The organism is Idiomarina sp. (assembly GCF_048260185.1).
GTDB lineage: Bacteria > Pseudomonadota > Gammaproteobacteria > Enterobacterales > Alteromonadaceae > Idiomarina.
Genome location: NZ_JBLXHB010000004.1, coordinates 1 through 19,268, shown reverse-complemented (window position 1 = coordinate 19,268; position 19,268 = coordinate 1). Strand labels below are relative to the sequence as shown.

The following is a 19,268-nucleotide window of genomic DNA, read 5'->3' as shown; positions in this document are numbered from 1 at the left end:
AATTAGCCGCCCTGTTTTTCCTGACGTTGCCACTCTACTGGGTGCCCACAGACGAACCCCTGGATATAGTCTACGCCCAGCTGAGTGAGCTTAATACGCGCTTCATCACTTTCCACACCAACCGCACATACCTCAATATCAAGAACCTTAGCAATACGCACACAACTCGCTACCAGTTCCGCATCAACCGTATCTACCAGCATGTCCTGCACCCAAAACCGGTTAACTTTAATTTGCGTTAATGGTAACTGCCGCATAAGCCGGAACGAATTGAAACCAGTACCAAACTGATCTAAAGCGGTACCAATGCCCAACTCCTTTAGTTCTCTAAACAAGCGGTAAGTTTCGTCAAAATATTCATTGGCATCGGGCTCTGCTACTTCAAACACCAACTGTTCCGGTTGTAGTATAGAGTTTTTCAGGATTTGCTCTATAAAGCGAATAAAGTCGACATCTTCGAGGCTTTGCGCGGACAAATTAATATGACAACGCCAGGTTCTATTAGCTTCAAAAGGTTGTTCATTAAAATGCTCAATAACTTCCCTGACCAGCCAGCGGTCAGCCTTACCCATAACCCCGGCATTTAGAGCGGCGCGTAAGAACTGCTGTGGAGCAACAGCTTCATCACTTTCGTTACCCGGCAGCCGTAAGAGTAACTCGAAACAATGCTTATCCGCAGTGTTTGAGACACTGACCAGAGGTTGCGCAAATAACTGCCAGTTTTCTTCCCGCAGTGCTTTCTTCAAACGAGCTTCCCATTCTTCTTCAGCCTGCCCAATTAAACGTATCTGATCGGCTTCACTGTGCGTGTGTACTCTGTAGTCACCCTGCTGCATTGCTAACTGCACGGCTTCGCGAGCCTGCCGCATAACGGTACTGGCAGCCAGCCCTTCTCCCGGACTAAAAGCAATACCAGCATTACCTGTCAGCTGGAAAATACGTTTTTCACTACTAAAACGAAACTCTCTGCAAACTTGCAGTAAACGATGCGCCTGAGCAAACGCCGCTTGTTCTTCCTCGTTCGTAAGTAACGCAATTTCTGCTTCACTTATACGTGCGACACGAGCGCTTTTAGGCGCTTTTTGCTGCAAGGACAATGTCAGCTGCAATATGGCCTGATCACGACCGTCAGCACCCGCTTGATCCGCAATAACCTGCAAACCATTAAGACGAATAATGATAACACTGGTTGTCTTTTTACTATCCAGCCGGGACTGTAATAAGCGGCGAAACTCGCGCACGTTTAACAAACCGGTTACGGCATCGTGATGTGCCAGAAAATTGAGGTGAACCTCTGCTTCCATACGTTTAGTGACATCGGCCATACGTCCGGTATTGTCAGGAAACAATTCAATATCGAGCCACACTTTGCGCCCGTCAAACCGTTCAATTGAGACCAACTGCCGCTGCCCTTCAATGCTGAAACCTTTTGGCCAGTGTGCCTGAACTTGCTTCAGTGAATGCGCCGCCAAAATTTTTATCATTTGTCGGTTAACCTGTTTAATACTGCCGTCAGGGTTCACTCTGAACCAGCCTTCTCCGGTTCGCTTTAAAATACGCCATAAACGCCGTCTTAAAATTTTACGGTTGCGTTTTAAATTGCCAATGCGCTGTACCAGACGACTAAAGCGGTAGCGCTCAAGCGCAAGCAAGAACATTGTTATAACTAAAGTCAGAGCGCTGTATAGCAGTAAACCGGAAAGACCTTCCCATATCGGGTTATAGCGCGGTGAAACTAGTAACCAGGCCGGTATAATCGTCAGAATCATCAATACGGTTTGCCATCTATGACCTGCTAAGGGTTGTTTCTGCAGGCTACGGCCAATAACCACTGCCCCCCAGAGCAATAGCGCATTAATTTGCCAGGACACAGAAGCCAGCCGCCAGGGCTCCGATAGCCAAGGCAACAAAATTGTCAGCGCAATTGCCGTCATCATTACCGCATAACCAATACGATTAAAGCGGGAGAATTTAAAGCGAAAACGCGACCACTCCCATATAAACCAGCTAAGAGCCAGAATCAGGATCTGGCTGATATACACCCTCAGCTCGGCAGCAATGTCAGGCGAGTATGGTGTGAAGTAAGTAATCCAGATACCGCTGTGTGATAACAGTGCGAGAGTAAAGGTTAATGTCAGGCCGCCAAAGGAAATTAACAGGCGGCTACCGAACAACCGCGCTGAAACAGCCGCTGCTAAAGCCAACAGAATAAGAATACCGGCGTTAACCCCCAAAGCAGTTTGTTGCTGCTGAAGGCGTAACTGTAAGTCGCCCGGCTGCCACAGCCCTATAGACGGCATTTGTTCCGGCCATTGCTGCACCGACACCGCTAACCAGACAATTTTGTTAGCTGGTAAGGTTACCGGCAGAGCTTGCTCGTGCGACAAGTATTCACGCTGCAATAGCGGGGTAGAAAACCGACTGATGATGCGGCTTTCTACCTGCCCGTTTTTATCCAGTAAATAAACCCCAACTTGTTCCAGGTAAGGATCGCTAAAATGCAGATGAAGAGTAAGCGGTACGTTACTGCGATTAAACAAGGGAACCACGCCCCATACATTAGGTCGTTCGCCGGCATAGTTATGGTTCTGTAACTCCTCAGGGTTTAACCAGCGCTGCGGTTCATTAATAGCAATGCTCTCAACTTGCAGATTGGCGTTGACCACCCGGTAATTGAAGTGTTCATTCAGCATTAACCGCGAGCTTTGCGGGGAAACGGTCAGAGGATCTTGAGCAAAAGCCGGTGGTATCAGAGTTAACGCTAACAGCAGTGCGGCAAACCAATAGTTAAACATAACCATACTCCGCCAGGCGTGCTTCTAATGCCGCTTCAGGTTCTTCCAGTGCTTGTAACCAGACGGCATCACAAATTTCCGAATAGAATAGCAGCCAGTGTCGCTGGTTAATACTTAAACGCCAGCAAAATTGGTCGGCCGCCCATTCTTTTTCGCGGATAGTAGCACCAATACGCTCACAAAGTTCGTTCATCCAAAGCTCATGCTCAGCTTCCGGTGGCGTACTTTTTAGCGTAATGACGTTGTCTTCCATTGTTACTCTTTACCCGTTAAATAATTGTCGCTCGCTGGCTCCGGATAAGAACGCTTCCACGGCCTGCATAAACTCATTGCCATAACGTGCCAGTTTAACTTCTCCAACACCATTGATTTCTAACATATCTTTGGCTGTTGTGGGATAGTGTACACACATTTCCACCAGTGCAGCGTCACTAAATACCACAAAGGGCGGAACCTGGTCACGATCAGCAATGTCTTTACGCAACTTGCGTAAGCGACGGAACAAAATTTTATTATAATCACCGCGGTCGGTAATTCGGGTTTTGGTTGCGGTTAATTCTATTCTCGGCTTAGCCAGTTCCAGCGGAACTTCGCCTTTTAACACAGGACGCGCGGCATCAGTGAGCTGAAGTGCTGCAAAACGTCGAATGTCCTGCAGAATAAGTCCCCGGTGAATAAGCTGCCGTAATACCGAAAACCAGTGTTCCTGGGTTTCCGACTTGCCTAAGCCGTAAGTGCTCAACTGGTCGTGTCCCAACTCAATAACACGCTGAGCTTTTGAACCACGCAAAACCTCCACTACATGGTTAATACCAAACTGCTGACCTACACGGTACACACAGCTCAATGCTTTTTGGGCGTCCTCCAGACCGTCGTAGCGCTGGGGCGGATCCAGACACAAATCGCAGTTTCCACATTCTTTATCAGAGTATTCATTAAAATAATTCAGCACAACCAGGCGTCGGCATGTCTGCGCTTCTGCCATCGCCTGCATGGCTGAGAACTTTTGTGCCTCAACCAAGCGCCGTTGCTCATTCTCCTGTTCTTCTATCATGCGCCGTATCCATTGCGCGTCGCGCGGGTCATAAAGCATGACCGCCTCAGCTGGCAGACCATCGCGCCCGGCCCGCCCGGTTTCCTGATAGTAAGATTCAACGCTGCGGGGAATATCAAAATGAATAACAAAACGAATGTTGGGCTTATTAATACCCATACCAAAAGCCACCGTCGCAACAACGACATCGATGTCGTCACGCAGAAACTGACGCAAGGTACTTTCCTTTATCTGGTGCTCAATACCGGCATGGTAGGGTGCAGCGCGCACACCGGCTTGTTGCAGACTTTCCGACAGCTCTTCGGTTTTTTTGCGGCTGCCGCAGTAAATAATACCGGCGGCGCCTTTTTGCTTTTTAACGTAGTCACGAACCTGCTTCAGTGGTTTGTACTTTTCCTGCACCACATAACGAATATTGGGACGGTCGAACGAGCTGCGGTGGACCAAAGGTTCGCGCAGACACAGCCGTTCAATAATATCGTGCTGGGTGGCAGAGTCTGCAGTTGCCGTTAACGCCATAAAAGGCACATTGGGCAGGTAATTACGCAGTACTCCAAGTTTGCCGTACTCAGGGCGGAAGTCATGTCCCCATTGACTGATACAGTGTGCTTCGTCCACCGCAATAAAATTGAGCTTTAATGACTGCAGCCGCTCAATAAAAGACGGCTGCAAAACTCGTTCAGGACTGACATACAAGAGTTTAATGTCTCCGCTTTGCAAACCCTGAAATGTTGCCATCGATTCCTGCGACGACACACCTGAATGCAGAGTTGCCGCGGAAATATCCAGCGCTTTAAGTGCCTCGACTTGATCCTGCATTAGTGACAACAAAGGTGAAATCACCAAAGTAAGGCCGTCACTACAAATGGCGGGTAACTGATAACAAAGCGACTTACCGCCACCGGTTGGCATCAGCACCAGAGAGTCACGCCCCTGCATAGCGGCCTGCATAATATCCTGCTGGCCGTCACGAAACTGATGATAGCCAAAGGTAGATTCAAGCTGCTGCTTAAGCGGATCAAATTGTGCTTTTTCGGCGGTACTGCTGTGCATGGTTATATTGACTTCCCGAGTAACATGCTCTTATTGTAAGCGTCCTGTCCGCTAATCACCATGCCGAAAATGAATACACAAACAATACTGACAAAAGTTTCCGAGTTTATGAACACCCAGGTTCCGTTCCAGGCACTGCTTGGCCTTGAAATTACGGAGTTTAACCCTGCGCGTGGTGAAATTCGCTTTAAATGGCAGGAACAACTTATGGGTAATGTGCCACAGCGTATGCTGCATGGTGGGGTTACCGCTACAGCGCTGGATACGGCCGGGGGACTGGTCGCCATAGCCGGCATGGTCGACAGACTGGAGTCGCCTACTGAAGCTTATTTAATGGAGCGTCTGAGCCGTTGTGGTACTATTGACCTTCGGGTTGATTATCTTCGTCCGGGGCGCGGTACCGAGTTTATAGCCAGCGCTACCATTATCCGCTCAGGTAATAAAGTAGCGGTGGCGCGGATGGAGTTGCACAACGAAGAAGGCACGCACATAGCGTTCGGTACCGGGACTTATCTGGTCGGCTAACGCTGATAAAAAAGGATTCTAGAGACATGTCCGATGACGCTGTTCGGGCGCGGCAAGGCGTTTTCTTCGCACTTGCAGCCTATACTTTTTGGGGCATAGCACCGGTTTACTTCAAGCTGGTGAAACAAGTACCTGCACTAGAAATACTCTCCCATAGAATTATTTGGGCATTTTTGATGGTGTTTGTACTAATCGTTGCTATGAAGCGACTGGATCGCATTCGCCCTATTCTGAAAAGCCGCAAATTAGTACTGCGTTTAACCCTGGCAACCTGCTTGCTGGGTGGTAACTGGTTTTTATTTATTTGGGCCGTCAACAGTAACCATATGTTAGATGCCAGCCTCGGCTACTACATTAACCCGCTATTGAATGTGGCTATCGGAATGGTGTTTTTTGCCGAACGTATGCGCCGCCTGCAATTAGTTGCCATTGGTATGGCCGTAGTGGGCGTTACCATCCAGATTGTTACCTTTGGCTCGGTACCCTGGGTGGCTCTGGCTTTAGCCTCTAGTTTTGCCATTTACGGCGCCATTCGCAAACGCCTGCCGGTCGATTCTATTAGCGGACTTTGGCTGGAAACTGCGATTCTATTCCCGGTAATGCTTATTTATCTATTTGTGTTTGCCGAATCAGCCAGTAGTGATTTAACCGCTAACCCGTGGACGTTAAACCTGCTGCTGGTTGCCGCCGGGCTGGTCACAACCATTCCACTGCTGTGTTTTACCGCAGCGGCACAGCGCCTACGTTATGCCACTCTGGGTTTTTTCCAGTATATAGCTCCAACATTAATGTTTGCTTTGGCGGTAGTGGTTTACGGTGAACCTTTAGAAGAAAGTAAGCTGATCACTTTCATTATTATCTGGAGTGCGCTGGCACTGTACAGTTTCGATTCTATTATACAGCGCCAGCGTGATCGTAAAGCGAGGAAGAAGCTAGCTTCAGCTGAGGCTGGCATCCATTGAGATCTCAGCCTTCAGCACTTTGCTGACCGGACAACCTTCTTTCGCTTTTTCAGCCAGTTTCTGGAATTTGTCTTCGTCAATATCCGGAATACTGGCTTTCACCTTCAGATGAATTTTAGCGATACTGAAGCCATCACCATCTTCTTCTAACGAGACTTCGGCTTTAGCATCAATACTTTCCGGCTCATAGCCAGATTCACCCAGCATTAACGAGAAAGCCATGGCATAGCAGCCTGCGTGCGCCGCGCCCAGAAGTTCTTCCGGGTTGGTGCCTTTGCCTTCTTCAAAGCGGCTTTTAAATGAGTATTGGGTGCTGTCTAAAACACCACTTTGCGTTGAAACAACGCCTGAACCTTCTTTTATACTACCTTTCCACTGTGCATTTGCAGAGCGTTTCATAAAATGCCTCCGACATTGTATGTATGTACCTTAAAGGTAGTCGAAGAATGCGGTTTTTGATCACCTCTTTACACTTTAGAAAACCGGATCCAGTCGTGCATAAGCAACAACCAGCCACTTGCTGCCGACATTGTCGAAGTTAATCTGAATTCTGGATTGCGGACCGGTACCTTCATAATTCAACACCGTACCTTCGCCAAACTTCGGGTGGCGCACGCGTTGGCCTAATGAATAACCCGTTTGCTCAAAGCTTTCGTGGCTGGCTGCGTTATTGAACCGGCCATAACTGGCGGGCTTTTCTACCCGGGTTTGCAGCCGAACTTCATGCAGAGTGTCCGCCGGTATTTCACTGATAAAGCGACTGACTTTATGAAACAGTTCCTGACCGTAAATACGGCGCTGTTCGGCATAAGTAAGCACTAACTTTTCCATTGCGCGGGTCATACCTACGTAGCAAAGGCGGCGCTCTTCTTCCAGCCTTCCTGGCTCATCCATCGATTGCTGAGACGGGAACAGGCCTTCTTCCACACCGGTCATAAATACTAATGGAAACTCCAGACCTTTCGCACTGTGCAGTGTCATGAGCTGTACGGCATCCTGATATTCATCGGCCTGCTCTTCACCAGCTTCAAGCGAAGCGTGTGCTAAAAACGCATTCAGCGGTGTCATGTCTTCTTCGGCGTCATCCAGAGTGAAGTTTTCACAGGCAGTCACCAGCTCTTTTAAGTTCTCGACCCGGGTTTCCGCTTTTTCGCCTTTTTCGGCCTCGTACATGGCCATCAGACCGCTTTTCTTAATCACCTCGTCGCTCAGGCGGCCTAAGGAAAACTCTTCAGTTTCGTCGTCTAAGTTCTCGATAAAGTCCAGAAACGAACCCACAGCGTTACGCGCCCGCCCGGCTAGCTGCTTTTCGTTGACCATATATTTTGCCGCCTGCCATAAGGACTCTTCACGCTCTCGCGCCGCCTGGCGGATCATATCCATAGTCCGGTTACCAATGCCCCGCGTCGGCGTATTGATCACCCGCTCGATAGCGGCGTCATCGTCGCGGTTGCCCAGAATTCGCAAGTACGCTAATGCATCTTTTATTTCCTGACGGTCGAAAAAGCGCAAGCCGCCATAAATACGATACGGAACGCGCGCATGCAGCAACGCTTCCTCTAAAATACGTGATTGTGCGTTACTTCGGTATAAAATAGCGGAATCCTGCAGCGAACCACCCTGATCACGCCATTCTTCAATTCGTGCCACAATATAGCGAGCTTCATCCATTTCATTGAAGCCGGCATACAGGCTTATCGGCTCGCCGTCGTTGCCATCGGTCCATAAGTCTTTACCCAGACGCCCCGAGTTATTGGAAATAACTGAGTTTGCGGCGCGCAAAATGGTGCTTGTAGAGCGATAGTTCTGCTCCAGCCGGATAGTCTCAGAGCCTTCAAAGTCCGATAAAAACTGGTGAATATTCTCGACTTTAGCACCGCGCCAGCCATAAATGGACTGGTCATCGTCACCGACAATGGTCACACTGTTCTGGCTGCCAGCCAATAAGCGGATCCAGGCGTACTGAATGGAGTTGGTGTCCTGGAACTCGTCGACCAGAATATGGCGGAAGCGGTTTTGATAATGCTCGCGGACAATGCGGTTATTGCGCAGTAACTCGTGCGCGCGCAGCAGCAGTTCGGCGAAATCCACCAGACCGGCCCGGTCACAGCTTTCCTGATACAAAGTGTAGATTTCTTTTAAGGTTTGCTCTGTAGGGTCGTAGGTTTCAATGTGCTGCGGGCGCAGACCTTCGTCTTTTTTACCATTGATGTACCACTGCGCCTGCTTTGCCGGCCAGCGTTTATCATCCAGGTTTAAGCTTTTAATTAAACGTTTAATTAACCGTTGCTGGTCATCACTGTCAATTATCTGAAAGTTTTGCGGCAGACCAACGTCCATATAATGGGCGCGTAATAAGCGGTGCGCCAGACCATGGAAGGTACCAATCCACATACCACGCACCGAGCTGCCCACCAGTTGCTCAACCCGTCCGCGCATTTCGGCTGCCGCTTTATTGGTAAAGGTAACAGCCAGAATACTAAAGGGCGAATACTGCCGCTCCTGAATAAGCCAGGCAATGCGATGCACCAACACACGGGTTTTACCACTACCGGCTCCAGCCAGAACCAGCATATGACCGTCGGTTGCAGATACGGCCTGCTGCTGTCGTTCGTTTAAATCTGCCAGAAGCGGGTGTGTACTCATTAGCGGTCACCTAAATCATTATTGGGAACTGTGTTGCGTTAATGCGTCAGTGTAATAGTGCATCACTGTATAAGCAACCAGTAGTTGTTCGCCGGCTTTAATCCAATAAAAGCCGTTGTAGCTGATTCAGGTTATGCAAAGTAACGGTTGGCAACACCGACAAGTGCGCAGTGGTTCCCAGCCCTGAGGTTAGCCAGGCCGACTGCCAGCCATGACGCTGCGCACCCAGAATATCGGAATATGGATGATCTCCCACATGTAAGAACTCATGCGGTTGCAAATCAGGTAACTTTCGTTCAGCGGCGGCGAACATATCGGGCAAGGGTTTGCCGCGAATGCCGTCTCCGGGCTGAATCACCAGCTCGAAGTACTTAGCCAAACCAATTTTATCCGCATTAACATTGCCATTACTCAGCGCAATTAATTTGTAACGCTGCGACAGAGCCTCCAGTAATTTTATACTGTCTTGTGGCACTTCAAAGTTACTGCGCTCGGACAGAAACACATCCATAATGGTATTCGCGGCCCTTGCCGAATCATCAACACCGAACTTCTCTAACCCCAGTTCCAGGGTCTTCAGGCGCAGTTTGGTCATATCGCTGGCAAGAGTTTCATCAGTACGGCTAACCTCATCACGGAAACGGCGCCAGTGGTGCATGTCCCACTCAGCAGTTTGCGGGTATTGTTCCGCAATATAGCTGTGAGCGACTTCTTCCGTACGCTGCATAACCGGCACGTTGTCATAAAGCGTGTCGTCTAAATCAAAACTGATAACTTTGGGTAAATGCCAACGGCGGTGGAACTGCATAACGCGTTACTTCTTATTTGATAAAAGTTAAGTCGATTTTTTCCGGGCGCGCGGGTGGGCGCTGTCATAAACACTGGCTAAACGTTTAAAGTCCAGATGAGTATACACCTGAGTTGTGGATAAGTTGGCATGTCCAAGCATTTCCTGCACAGCGCGCAAATCACCACTAGATTCCAGCATATGAGAGGCAAACGAATGCCGTAACTTATGCGGGTGCAAGTCACCCACCACACCTTGTTGTTTGCCCCAGTAATTCAGCCGCTGCTGCACAGTACGGGGGCTAATACGCTGTAGCCTTTTGCTCACAAAGAGCGCCAGCTCAGGCTTTTGATTTAACCAGGCCTGACGCACTGACAACCATTTTTTTAAGGCTTTTTCAGCACAACGACCAAAGGGCACAATACGCGTTTTGCTGCCTTTACCGGTCACCCTTAATTGCATCATACGGTGGTCAATGTGGTCTAGATCAAGACTCACCAGCTCCGCCAGACGAATACCACTGGCATAGAGCAGCTCCATCATGGCGGCATCGCGAATGGCTAAGTCATCATCTGTGGGTAAATCCAGTAAATGAGAAATACTATCCACATCGAGGTTTTTAGGTAAGCGTTTGGGAATTTTAGGTGCCGATACTGACATGGCCGGGTTGTCATCCATAGCGTTAGATTCCACCATGAACTGACAGAAAGTGCGCCATGCCGATAGTTTTAAAGCGATACTGCGTTCACCCAGCCCATTGCGCCGCCAACCGACTAAAAGCCGTTCAATAACAGGGACACGCAGCGCTTTAGGTTCCGTTATTTTTTGCAGTTCAAGAGCAGTCAGATCAGCGGCGATAAGGCGCTGGTAATTCTTTAGCGTTAGCTCCGCTAAGCCCCGCTCTCCCTGCAGTTGTTGCATCCATTTTTGCTGCCAGTCATGCAGCTTCATGGTTTTGCAGTAGCCCCGGTAACAATGCGCTGAGCAAGGCCTGTAGCTGATTGATCAGTAACTTGTCCATGGCCGGCTCAAAGTGACTGGCGTTAGTATTACCAACCGCCAGCATGCCCAATTCGCCGTTGTCACCGAGTAAAAGCAATGCCACGGAAGCAATCTCTTCATCCTGGAACAACAACTTATGCTCTTGCTCCGTTAAGCGGCCAAGATAGATAGAGCTTTCATTAAAACGTTTGCTTAGTAGCTTCTTGTGAGTGTCGGAAGCAAAGCTGTACTGCTCGCCTAAATCGACCGGGCTGTCGAAAAACTTCAAGGACAAGGCCGGCATTTCCAGCTCATTCTCAAAGGTGTTTTGCAGTTCATCCAGAACCTGACTCAGGCTCTGACAGCGCAACAGACTGACGTATAAATTGCTGTAAGCCGAGAAAATAGCTTCATTGCGGCGAGCGTTTATCATCAGCTCGGTAATTTCTTCTTCCAGTTGCTGTACGCGCAAACGCAGCTTCTGTTGCTGCCGTTCAATTAACGAGACGGCGCCTTTTTCACTGTGTTGAAACTGTAACTGAGCCAGCAAGTCATCATTTCTCGTGAAAAAGTCAGGATTCTCTTGTAAGTATTCTCTGATCAGGCTGTCGTCTAAACGTTCATTTGCAATCATGTTCGATTCGCTATTCATAACACCATTTGTCCATCGTAAACTAATTCTGCGGGGCCGGTCATTTTTACAGGCTGCCCCTGCTGCCAACGGATAATTAAGTCCCCGCCAGGCAAACTGACTTTTACTCGTTCATTTAATAAGCCTTGCTGAATACCGGCTACAGCCGCGGCGCAAGCGCCACTGCCGCACGCCCGAGTTTCACCAACACCACGCTCAAACACGCGCAGTTTAATTTCATCAGCCGATACTTTCTGCATAAAACCGACATTCACGCTTTCGGGGAAGCGCTCATGCGCTGCCAGAGCCGCTCCAAGGGTTTCCACGGGTGCCGTGTCAACGTCATCCACAGCGATAACGCAGTGCGGATTGCCAAGACCCAGAACACCACAAAGAACTGTTTCTTCTTTTACTCTTAAAACGTAAGTTTGCTCTGCTTTTTGCGCTTTAAAAGGCACCACTGCCGGTTCGAACAAAGGTTCGCCCATATCCACCGTCACCTGACCATCTTTCTCTAAGTGCAGCACCATTTTTCCGGCCTTGGTACTGACTTTCAGGTGATTCTTATTGCTTAAATTTTTAGCTTTTACAAACTTCGCAAAGCAGCGGGCACCGTTGCCGCATTGAGCAACTTCGCTGCCGTCGGCATTAAAAATGCGGTAGTGAAAATCCAAATCGGGGTCATAGGGCGGCTCAACTAACAGCATCTGATCAAAACCAATACCCGTGTGCCGATCTGCCCAGCGACGTATTTGGTCTGGGTTCACATATAAATTCTGAGTGACGTTATCCACCACCATAAAGTCGTTGCCGAGCCCGTGCATTTTTGAAAAATGTAATAACATTTTTATTTGCCTTCCTGGTGTAACAAGTGCTCGCCCCGGACGAGATCGTTAAAGCTTTCACGTTCGCGGATCAGTGTAGCATTATCACCAGAGACCAAAACCTCCGGCGGGCGGCCACGACTGTTATAGTTAGACGCCATAGTAAAACCATAGGCACCGGCATGTTTAATGGCCAGTACGTCGCCCTGTTGCACATTTAAATGCCGTGCGTGTCCGAAGAAGTCACCGGTTTCACACACCGGGCCGACAATATCATTCAACTGATCGCCGCCGCGTTTGTTTTCGTGCGCCGGTAAGATGTCATGCCAGGCCTGGTACAAAGACGGACGTAATAAATCGTTCATGCCGGCATCAACCAACACAAAGTTCTTATCTTCTGAGGGTTTAATGTATTCCACTGTGGTCAGCAAAACACCGGCATCGGCGGTAATAGCACGACCGGGTTCTAGTACCAAAGTAATTTGCGGGTAATTCTCAGCTAACTTAACCAGTTCCTTCAAATAAAAGGACTTATCCAACGGCTCTTCCGGCTGATACGCCACACCAAAACCACCACCTAAATCCAGGTGTGTCAGCTGGATACCGTCTTTTTCCAGTTCCGAAACCAGGTTAAACATGCGCTGCGCGGCATCGAGGAAAGGCTCGGCGGTCATTATTTGCGAGCCAATATGGCAGTCCGCACCAATTAAATTAATATTAGGCAGGCTATGTGCTTTCAGAAAAACCGGCTTAGCCAGTGACATGCTAATGCCAAACTTGTTGGCTTTCATGCCTGTGGCAATGTACGGATGCGTTTTGGCATCGACGTCAGGATTTACCCGTATGGAAACCGACGCCTGTTTGTCCATGGCGGCAGCAATGTCCTGAATGCGCTCAAGCTCCGCCTCAGACTCTACATTAAAGCAGCCGATGTCCGCTTCCAGCGCCATAATGATTTCGTCTTTTGACTTCGCCACACCGGAAAAAACCACGTCTTTTGCGTTGCCGCCGGCCATAAGTACACGCTGAAGCTCGCCACCGGAGACAATATCGAAGCCAGCGCCATGCTCAGCCAGTAACTGCAGAATAGCTAAGTTGCTATTGGCTTTTACTGCATAACACAGCTTATGAGGCGCAGGCCAGTATTGCTGAAACTCACGCCAGTTTTTTAGAATCTGACCTTTGGAATAAACATACAAAGGCGAACTAAAACGCTCAATAAGACTCTCGACGTCGCAGTTTTCAATATGAAACTGGCCATTTTTATAGTCAATTAATTCGCTCATTTGGTATCTTCCGCCGGCGGCTCTGCAGGTGTATTTTGCTCTGGCATAGGCTCAGGCGTCAGTGGTCCTTTCTGACCACAACCGACTAATGTCATTAAAATGGCTGATAGCACCAGCGTCTTGATTACAATTCGACTAAACATCGCTAAACTATAGGTATTCCGTTTGGGTTTCTATGATGCCTATCATCGCACCAGATACCTAAAAAGTCATTAATCGTCGTAAAGGAAAACGAATGACCCAAAGCGTTAGAATTGCAACACGCAAAAGCAAGCTGGCTTTATGGCAGGCTGAACACATTCAACAACGCCTTGAGGAGCTGCATCCGGGCCTGTCGGTAGAGTTGGTTCCTATGTCTACTAAGGGCGATGTCATTCTGGATACCCCGCTGGCAAAAATTGGCGGTAAAGGCTTGTTCGTAAAAGAACTGGAAGTGGCGATGCTGGAAGGCCGTGCAGATATTGCCGTACACAGCATGAAAGACTTGCCGGTTGAGTTCCCGCCGGGGCTGGAGCTTCACACCATTTGTGAACGCGAAGATCCGCGCGATGCTTTTGTATCCAACAACTACAAAAACCTTAATGAACTGCCGGAGGGCGCAGTAGTCGGAACCTGCAGTTTGCGACGCCGCTGCCAGGTAAAAGAGCAGTTTCCGCATTTAGTCATAAAAGATTTACGCGGCAACGTTCAAACACGTTTACGCAAACTGGATGAAGGTGAGTTTGATGCCATTATCCTGGCGGCATCGGGCCTCATTCGACTGGAGCTGGGCGACCGCATTACCTCCTTTATTCCGGTAGAGCAGTCATTGCCTGCTAACGGTCAGGGTGCACTGGGTATTGAGTGCCGCAGCGATGACGATGAAATGAAAGCCTTGTTGGCGCCACTGCAATGTCAGGAAACCCGAACCAGGGTGTTAGCTGAGCGCGCAATGAACCGCGGGCTGGATGGCGGCTGTCAGGTGCCTATTGGCGCTTATGCAGAGCTGGAAGGTGATGAAGTCTATTTACGCGGCCTTGTTGGTGAGCCTGATGGCGGCAAAGTGCTTCGTGATGAAGTGCGTGGCCCGGCGTCTAAAGCCGAAGAGTTAGGTTCAGAGCTTGCTGAACGGTTACTTAAACAAGGTGCAGCCGAAATTCTGAGCGCAGTCTATGACAGTGAATCCAGTCACTCATAAAGCGGTTTTACTGTTGCGTCCGGGCAAGAGTCCGGACAACTTTACGCAACAGCTGCGCGACACTGGCAGAGAATGCTTTGTTCACAGCTTTATTGAGATAGAGCCTTTACCTGTGAATAAAGAGCAGTTGGCCCAGCTTAAACAAAAGCATTGGGATGGCATTGTTATTGTTAGTAAAAATGCTGCTCATTATGCCTCCCTGGCTGGTTTTAGTAGGGTTTCTTCTAAATATTATGCCGTAGGTCCGGGAACCGCTTCTTTTGCGTGCAGCCATTTAAACACAGCGGTTAGTTGCCCGACCTTTATACATCAGTCGGAAGGGTTGCTGGAGTTGTCGGAGTTACAAAAACTGCAGCAACAGAACTGGTTGATTATTCGCGGAGAGGGCGGGCGTGAGTTATTGGCCGATGCCATACGAGCTCGCGGAGCTTCTGTCCATTACTGGGAAGTGTACCGCCGAAAACAACTCACATTGAACGACCCTGAACTGATTCAGCAGTGGATAAGTTCAGTTGGTACTATTGTTGTTACCAGCGCTGAACAACTGGGATATTTTTTGTCGTCTATGCCAAATTCAGCCCGAAGCTGGCTGGACAGCTGTCAGTGGATAGTTCCCAGTCATCGCCTGAAAGGTTTGATTCCTTTCGGACAATCAGACAATATCAAAGTTACAGGCAGTGCAGCGGACGCCATATTAATGAATGCGCTAATAGCGGATGGAAAAACTCATGACTGAAGAGAATAAAGTTGAGAACGAAGACGTTCAGAATGATGAACAAAATAGCGAGAAGAGCACAGAAGAAGAAACCATAACCGCCGAGAAAAGTAGCGGGCGCTTCTTCAAACGCTTAGTCTGGTTTATAGTTTTAATTGCTATTGTTGCCGCCGCATACTGGGGCTATACACGTTTCCCTGGTTTATTTAAGTCAGACTCTGAACAGGTTAGTGAACAGCCGCAGGAAGATCCGGTTGAAACGCGCTTCAAACAACTGGAGCGCTCTGTTGGAAACCTGGAGCAGCAACTACAAAGCACTGTTCAGGCTCGCGAGCTGGATAAGCTGAGTAACACCGATCAGCAGCTAGAGCGCGAGTTAACTAGTTTGCGTCAGAGCCTCGAAGATATTCGTGACGATATGCGCAAAACGCCTGCCGAGAAAGCGGCTTACTGGCGTCTACTGGAAATAAAACAGACCTTATCGGCGGCTGCGCGAATGATGTGGAGTCAGGACGACTACAAAGCGGCTCTGCAACTTTTGAAATTAGCCGACCAGCAGTTGGCGGGTATCGACAGTCGTAACGCAATTCGTACCCGCGAGAAGCTGGCGGGGGATATTGAACGAGTGAATGCCGCAGTTAAAGCAGACAATACTGACTTGGCGCTACAACTCGTGGGTCTGCAACAACGAGTGTCAGACCTGCCCGACGAAGTAAACAGTAATCAACAGCGCTTAAGTTCTGACACCCAGAATGTCAGCGGAGATGTTAATGACTGGCAAACGAACCTAAGTGCTAACTGGCAGTCATTCCTTGATAATTTTATTCGCATTCAACCCGTGGACAGCGACCCTGAACCTCTGCTGAGTAGAACCCAACGCACGGCACTAAACGAGCGCATTCAATTACTCTTTACTCTGGCCCAACAATCGGCTGTAAAAAATAATGATGAGTTGTGGCAGCGCTATTTGGAGCAGTTATCTGAGCTAATTGCGCAAGTAAAAGGCGACGGAGCAGCCTCTCAAGATATTATTTCGCGTATTCAGTCGCTGAGTCAGGAGGACTTCGAACAACAGAGCATAGAGCAGCTCGAATCTCTGGATTTCATCGCTCAGGCTATTGAGCAGGGAGATGCCTCATGAAATGGATCATCGCTCTGGTTGTCATCATTATATTGGGGGCCATTATTGGACCACTCGCGTCGGGTAACGCGGGCTATGTTTTAGTTCAGTTTGCCGGAGTAGCGATTGAGACGACCGTAGTCGGCCTGTTTGTCGTTACTATTGTGGCAATTGCCGTACTCAGCGTTGTGGTGTCATTACTGCGTCGGCTGCTTAGCAAAACCCGTCAGGGCCGGAAGTGGTTGGCAAATCGAAGCGAACGTAAAGCTCAGAACATTTTCCAGCAGGGCATACGCGAGCTGCTGGATGATAACCCCGAAAAAGCGACTGAGAGCCTGTCTAAGGCCTATAAAAAGTCTCCTGACAATAACATTGCCGCGTTAACTGCAATTGCCGCCTGCCTTAATAAAGACGCCGGAAAGGCAACTTACTGGCACGATGAAGCAGGGGCATTTTATGATAATGCAGATACACTGCTTCAGCTTGTTTCCATTGAACAGTTGGTAAAAAAAGACCCGGCAGAAGCGGATAAAGAGATGCAAAGCTTACTGGAAGCTAAGCCGCACTCTGCCAATGTACTTAAGCTAGCTTATCGGGTATTTAAAGCGTCTGGAAACTGGCAGCAACTGAAAGAGTTATTGCCAGAGCTGCGCCGTGTAACCGACCTTGCTCCAGCTGAATTTGACCGTCTTGAATATCACGTCTATTTTGAACGCTTTGTTGCTGAGGGTCGCAGAAGTAACGAGATACTGTACAACGAGTGGCGCAGCTTACCCAGTAAACAACGTAGCGACGCAACCATCAGATTAAGTTATGCCGCTGCGTTAAAGCATTTAGGTGATTATGAAGTCTCTGCCAGAGTGGTTTTAAAAGGGCTAAAAAGAGGGGAGTTGCAACCGGCTGCCGTTAACTCTTTGCATTTATTTAATGCAAAATCGGAGAAGTTGCTGGAGTTTGTTCAAGCTCAGTTGAAACAAGATCCGGAAAATAGAGATTACCTCTATGCTCTTGCACAAATCGCTATGGATAATCAGGATTTCTCGTTAGCGCAACGTGCTTTGAAAAAGTTAGCAGAAATTGAACCCAGCAGTCACGTCTACCGCTTATTGGGCAATGCTTATCATGCTCTTGGTGATAGTCAGCTAGCTGCTAACGCCTATAAAGAGGCGTTAGCTCACTAGTTAAACGTTGGCGCTGTAATTATTGACGTATACCTTCAATTGACAGCGTCAGCTCAACTTCTTTAGCCGTTGGGCCTAAGTTATAGTCAATTCCGTAATCAGCCAAGGTTAGGTCTACTTCACCTTCGAAGCCACGACGGAATCCGCCCCATGGATCTTCGCCAGCGCCAACATGCTCAACTTCGATAGCGATTTCTTTAGTCACGCCATTAAGAGTGAAGTTGCCATGCAGTGTACCTTCCCCTTCATCGTCGTCATCCGGCACATACTTAGTGCTTTCAAATGTCGCAGTAGGGTGATCAGATACACTCAGGAAGTCATCGCCACGTAAGTGTTTATCTCGCTCAGCGTGGTTAGTATCTACGCTGGATGTATCAATTGTTACTTTAACTGAGGAATTTTCAGGAGCGTCCTCGTCATAGCTGAAAGAGCCTTCAAAGTCATTGAAACGACCGTATAACCAACTGTAACCCAAGTGGCTAATTTTAAATTGAATAAAGGCGTGCTGGCCTTCAGTATCAATTTTATAGTCTTCGGCCATTGCTGCCGATGTAAATAAAGTACTGCCCGCCAAAGCGGCTGCAATTAATGTCTTTTTCATTATGATTTCCTCTTAGTTTTTCCAAACATTCGAATAAGTGTACTGTCTTTATTAATAAAGTGATGCTTCAGCGCCGCCAGCCCATGACCACCAGCCAGGATCACTAAAGACAACGCTGAGTACCAATGTACGTCACCAGCAATATCTTCCTGCTTTGGTAAATCGGTTATTACTGCTGGTACCGAAAACCAGTCAAACACGCTGATAGAACTGCCGTCTGCTGTTGAAATCAAAAAGCCGCTGATCATTACTGTGAATAGCAGCAAATAAAGTAAAAAATGACCCGCTTTCGCTCCTAACCTTTCAAGCTTGCTACCTAAAGGTTTAGGCTTAGTATTGGTTAAAGTCCAGAGCACTCGTAAAACCGTTACGATAAGTAAGGTAATGCCAAACGATTTATGCCACCAAGGACCCAGGCGATACCACTCGTCGTAGTAGGTCAGGGTTAGCATCCACCAGCCTAAAGCAAATAAACCAAATATTATTAAGGCCGACAGCCAGTGAATTAATACTGCTGTCAAACCGTATTTATCTGATGTGTTTTTCCACATAAAGTTTTCCTGATTTGTCTAAGTTTTATATTAGTTCATATTTATAGAATGAAAATACGTATTATTAGTAGATTAACATCTAATTAATAGAATGTAGTAGCCTGATGCTCTTGCATCAGGTGAGGTGGTCGGGGAGTAAGCCCGGGGGATATTATCAGAGCGGGTCCTGGCCGACACGCGTCACTGCCGCTATAAACTGAGCAGGAGGACTCAGGTACGGAGAAGCTAAGTATCTCACCTGACGTGAACGTCAGGCTACCGAGCAGACATAAAAAAAGCCCCTCGCATAAGCGAAGGGCTGTTTTATTTGTAGTCTGGCGGTGACCTACTCTCGCATGGGGAGACCCCACACTACCATCGGCGCTGGTGTGTTTCACTT

At 48.4% G+C, this 19,268-nt stretch carries 19 protein-coding genes; 6 read left to right on the top strand and 13 right to left on the bottom strand.

Translation table 11 applies throughout. The features are described from left to right. Positions 1 to 2 precede the first annotated feature (2 nt). The 3 genes from ACN0RF_RS09550 to recQ are packed head-to-tail and all read right to left on the bottom strand — an operon-like array spanning position 3 to position 4,902. Positions 3 to 2,795 (bottom strand): EAL domain-containing protein, encoded by a 2,793-nt coding sequence (locus ACN0RF_RS09550; RefSeq protein WP_417438816.1) that lies wholly within the window; start codon positions 2,793 to 2,795, stop codon positions 3 to 5. Next, the gene (locus ACN0RF_RS09545; protein WP_417438815.1) at positions 2,788 to 3,048 is read right to left on the bottom strand and encodes a DUF3630 family protein; all 261 of its coding nucleotides are present in this window, start codon (positions 3,046 to 3,048) and stop codon (positions 2,788 to 2,790) included. Before ACN0RF_RS09545 ends, ACN0RF_RS09550 begins: the two co-directional genes overlap by 8 nt. A 9-nt stretch (positions 3,049 to 3,057) precedes the next feature. After that, on the bottom strand, positions 3,058 to 4,902 hold the full coding sequence (gene recQ / locus ACN0RF_RS09540) for a DNA helicase RecQ (RefSeq protein ID WP_417438814.1): 1,845 nt from the start codon (positions 4,900 to 4,902) through the stop codon (positions 3,058 to 3,060). A gap of 60 nt (positions 4,903 to 4,962) precedes the next feature. Here recQ and ACN0RF_RS09535 point away from each other — a divergent pair, with 60 nt between their 5' ends. Further along, complete coding sequence (locus ACN0RF_RS09535) at positions 4,963 to 5,427, top strand: thioesterase family protein (protein WP_011235772.1); 465 nt, start codon at positions 4,963 to 4,965, stop codon at positions 5,425 to 5,427. Between the two features lie 26 nt (positions 5,428 to 5,453). Next, positions 5,454 to 6,389 (top strand): EamA family transporter RarD, encoded by a 936-nt coding sequence (rarD, locus tag ACN0RF_RS09530; RefSeq protein ID WP_417438813.1) that lies wholly within the window; start codon positions 5,454 to 5,456, stop codon positions 6,387 to 6,389. Here the strand turns inward: rarD and ACN0RF_RS09525 are convergent. The 8 genes from ACN0RF_RS09525 to lptM all read right to left on the bottom strand — a co-directional run bounded on the left by ACN0RF_RS09525 (position 6,366) and on the right by lptM (position 13,687). Next, positions 6,366 to 6,788 carry an OsmC family protein gene (locus ACN0RF_RS09525; RefSeq protein WP_417438812.1) on the bottom strand — a complete coding sequence of 141 codons (423 nt, stop codon included), beginning with the start codon at positions 6,786 to 6,788 and terminating at the stop codon, positions 6,366 to 6,368. The two genes, rarD and ACN0RF_RS09525, sit on opposite strands and share 24 nt — an antisense overlap. A gap of 75 nt (positions 6,789 to 6,863) precedes the next feature. Further along, on the bottom strand, positions 6,864 to 9,035 hold the full coding sequence (gene uvrD / locus ACN0RF_RS09520) for a DNA helicase II (RefSeq protein WP_034822914.1): 2,172 nt from the start codon (positions 9,033 to 9,035) through the stop codon (positions 6,864 to 6,866). 97 nt (positions 9,036 to 9,132) lie between these two features. Further along, positions 9,133 to 9,843, bottom strand: a complete 711-nt coding sequence (locus ACN0RF_RS09515) for an HAD-IA family hydrolase (RefSeq protein WP_417438811.1) — start codon at positions 9,841 to 9,843, stop codon at positions 9,133 to 9,135. A 27-nt stretch (positions 9,844 to 9,870) separates the two neighbouring features. Beyond that, positions 9,871 to 10,773 carry a tyrosine recombinase XerC gene (locus ACN0RF_RS09510; protein ID WP_011235777.1) on the bottom strand — a complete coding sequence of 301 codons (903 nt, stop codon included), beginning with the start codon at positions 10,771 to 10,773 and terminating at the stop codon, positions 9,871 to 9,873. Beyond that, positions 10,760 to 11,455 carry a DUF484 family protein gene (locus ACN0RF_RS09505; protein ID WP_287796206.1) on the bottom strand — a complete coding sequence of 232 codons (696 nt, stop codon included), beginning with the start codon at positions 11,453 to 11,455 and terminating at the stop codon, positions 10,760 to 10,762. Before ACN0RF_RS09505 ends, ACN0RF_RS09510 begins: the two co-directional genes overlap by 14 nt. Beyond that, positions 11,452 to 12,279: a diaminopimelate epimerase gene (gene dapF, locus ACN0RF_RS09500; RefSeq protein ID WP_417438810.1), complete on the bottom strand. Its 828-nt coding sequence runs from the start codon at positions 12,277 to 12,279 to the stop codon at positions 11,452 to 11,454. Before dapF ends, ACN0RF_RS09505 begins: the two co-directional genes overlap by 4 nt. 2 nt (positions 12,280 to 12,281) lie before the next feature. Further along, complete coding sequence (gene lysA, locus ACN0RF_RS09495; RefSeq protein ID WP_417438809.1) at positions 12,282 to 13,544, bottom strand: diaminopimelate decarboxylase; 1,263 nt, start codon at positions 13,542 to 13,544, stop codon at positions 12,282 to 12,284. Then, positions 13,541 to 13,687, bottom strand: a complete 147-nt coding sequence (gene lptM / locus ACN0RF_RS09490; RefSeq protein ID WP_011235781.1) for an LPS translocon maturation chaperone LptM — start codon at positions 13,685 to 13,687, stop codon at positions 13,541 to 13,543. Before lptM ends, lysA begins: the two co-directional genes overlap by 4 nt. A 92-nt stretch (positions 13,688 to 13,779) precedes the next feature. Between lptM and hemC the strand changes: the two genes are divergently transcribed. The 4 genes from hemC to ACN0RF_RS09470 are packed head-to-tail and all read left to right on the top strand — an operon-like array spanning position 13,780 to position 17,737. Further along, a complete protein-coding gene (hemC, locus tag ACN0RF_RS09485) occupies positions 13,780 to 14,721 on the top strand; it encodes a hydroxymethylbilane synthase (RefSeq protein WP_417438808.1) in 942 nt (313 codons plus the stop codon). Continuing rightward, the gene (locus ACN0RF_RS09480) at positions 14,696 to 15,457 is read left to right on the top strand and encodes a uroporphyrinogen-III synthase (protein WP_417438807.1); all 762 of its coding nucleotides are present in this window, start codon (positions 14,696 to 14,698) and stop codon (positions 15,455 to 15,457) included. The genes hemC and ACN0RF_RS09480 overlap by 26 nt, the downstream gene beginning before the upstream one ends. After that, entirely contained in the window at positions 15,450 to 16,577 is a 1,128-nt protein-coding gene (locus ACN0RF_RS09475; protein ID WP_417438806.1) for a uroporphyrinogen-III C-methyltransferase, read from the top strand. Before ACN0RF_RS09480 ends, ACN0RF_RS09475 begins: the two co-directional genes overlap by 8 nt. Continuing rightward, the gene (locus tag ACN0RF_RS09470) at positions 16,574 to 17,737 is read left to right on the top strand and encodes a heme biosynthesis HemY N-terminal domain-containing protein (RefSeq protein ID WP_417438805.1); all 1,164 of its coding nucleotides are present in this window, start codon (positions 16,574 to 16,576) and stop codon (positions 17,735 to 17,737) included. Before ACN0RF_RS09475 ends, ACN0RF_RS09470 begins: the two co-directional genes overlap by 4 nt. A 19-nt stretch (positions 17,738 to 17,756) precedes the next feature. On the opposite strand, the gene ACN0RF_RS09465 is transcribed toward ACN0RF_RS09470, so the two are convergent. Then, positions 17,757 to 18,338, bottom strand: a complete 582-nt coding sequence (locus tag ACN0RF_RS09465) for a YceI family protein (RefSeq protein WP_417438804.1) — start codon at positions 18,336 to 18,338, stop codon at positions 17,757 to 17,759. Then, positions 18,338 to 18,889 (bottom strand): cytochrome b, encoded by a 552-nt coding sequence (locus tag ACN0RF_RS09460; protein WP_417438803.1) that lies wholly within the window; start codon positions 18,887 to 18,889, stop codon positions 18,338 to 18,340. Before ACN0RF_RS09460 ends, ACN0RF_RS09465 begins: the two co-directional genes overlap by 1 nt. Between the last annotated feature and the right edge of the window lie 379 nt (positions 18,890 to 19,268).

Bases quoted from the DNA above. Each gene is read 5' to 3' on its own strand.
- ACN0RF_RS09550 (WP_417438816.1), bottom strand. From the start codon at position 2,795: ATGTTTAACTATTGGTTTGCCGCACTGCTGTTAGCGTTAACTCTGATA.
- ACN0RF_RS09545 (WP_417438815.1), bottom strand. From the start codon at position 3,048: ATGGAAGACAACGTCATTACGCTAAAAAGTACGCCACCGGAAGCTGAG.
- recQ (WP_417438814.1), bottom strand. From the start codon at position 4,902: ATGCACAGCAGTACCGCCGAAAAAGCACAATTTGATCCGCTTAAGCAG.
- ACN0RF_RS09535 (WP_011235772.1), top strand. From the start codon at position 4,963: ATGCCGAAAATGAATACACAAACAATACTGACAAAAGTTTCCGAGTTT.
- rarD (WP_417438813.1), top strand. From the start codon at position 5,454: ATGTCCGATGACGCTGTTCGGGCGCGGCAAGGCGTTTTCTTCGCACTT.
- ACN0RF_RS09525 (WP_417438812.1), bottom strand. From the start codon at position 6,788: ATGAAACGCTCTGCAAATGCACAGTGGAAAGGTAGTATAAAAGAAGGT.
- uvrD (WP_034822914.1), bottom strand. From the start codon at position 9,035: ATGAGTACACACCCGCTTCTGGCAGATTTAAACGAACGACAGCAGCAG.
- ACN0RF_RS09515 (WP_417438811.1), bottom strand. From the start codon at position 9,843: ATGCAGTTCCACCGCCGTTGGCATTTACCCAAAGTTATCAGTTTTGAT.
- ACN0RF_RS09510 (WP_011235777.1), bottom strand. From the start codon at position 10,773: ATGAAGCTGCATGACTGGCAGCAAAAATGGATGCAACAACTGCAGGGA.
- ACN0RF_RS09505 (WP_287796206.1), bottom strand. From the start codon at position 11,455: ATGAATAGCGAATCGAACATGATTGCAAATGAACGTTTAGACGACAGC.
- dapF (WP_417438810.1), bottom strand. From the start codon at position 12,279: ATGTTATTACATTTTTCAAAAATGCACGGGCTCGGCAACGACTTTATG.
- lysA (WP_417438809.1), bottom strand. From the start codon at position 13,544: ATGAGCGAATTAATTGACTATAAAAATGGCCAGTTTCATATTGAAAAC.
- lptM (WP_011235781.1), bottom strand. From the start codon at position 13,687: ATGTTTAGTCGAATTGTAATCAAGACGCTGGTGCTATCAGCCATTTTA.
- hemC (WP_417438808.1), top strand. From the start codon at position 13,780: ATGACCCAAAGCGTTAGAATTGCAACACGCAAAAGCAAGCTGGCTTTA.
- ACN0RF_RS09480 (WP_417438807.1), top strand. From the start codon at position 14,696: ATGACAGTGAATCCAGTCACTCATAAAGCGGTTTTACTGTTGCGTCCG.
- ACN0RF_RS09475 (WP_417438806.1), top strand. From the start codon at position 15,450: ATGACTGAAGAGAATAAAGTTGAGAACGAAGACGTTCAGAATGATGAA.
- ACN0RF_RS09470 (WP_417438805.1), top strand. From the start codon at position 16,574: ATGAAATGGATCATCGCTCTGGTTGTCATCATTATATTGGGGGCCATT.
- ACN0RF_RS09465 (WP_417438804.1), bottom strand. From the start codon at position 18,338: ATGAAAAAGACATTAATTGCAGCCGCTTTGGCGGGCAGTACTTTATTT.
- ACN0RF_RS09460 (WP_417438803.1), bottom strand. From the start codon at position 18,889: ATGTGGAAAAACACATCAGATAAATACGGTTTGACAGCAGTATTAATT.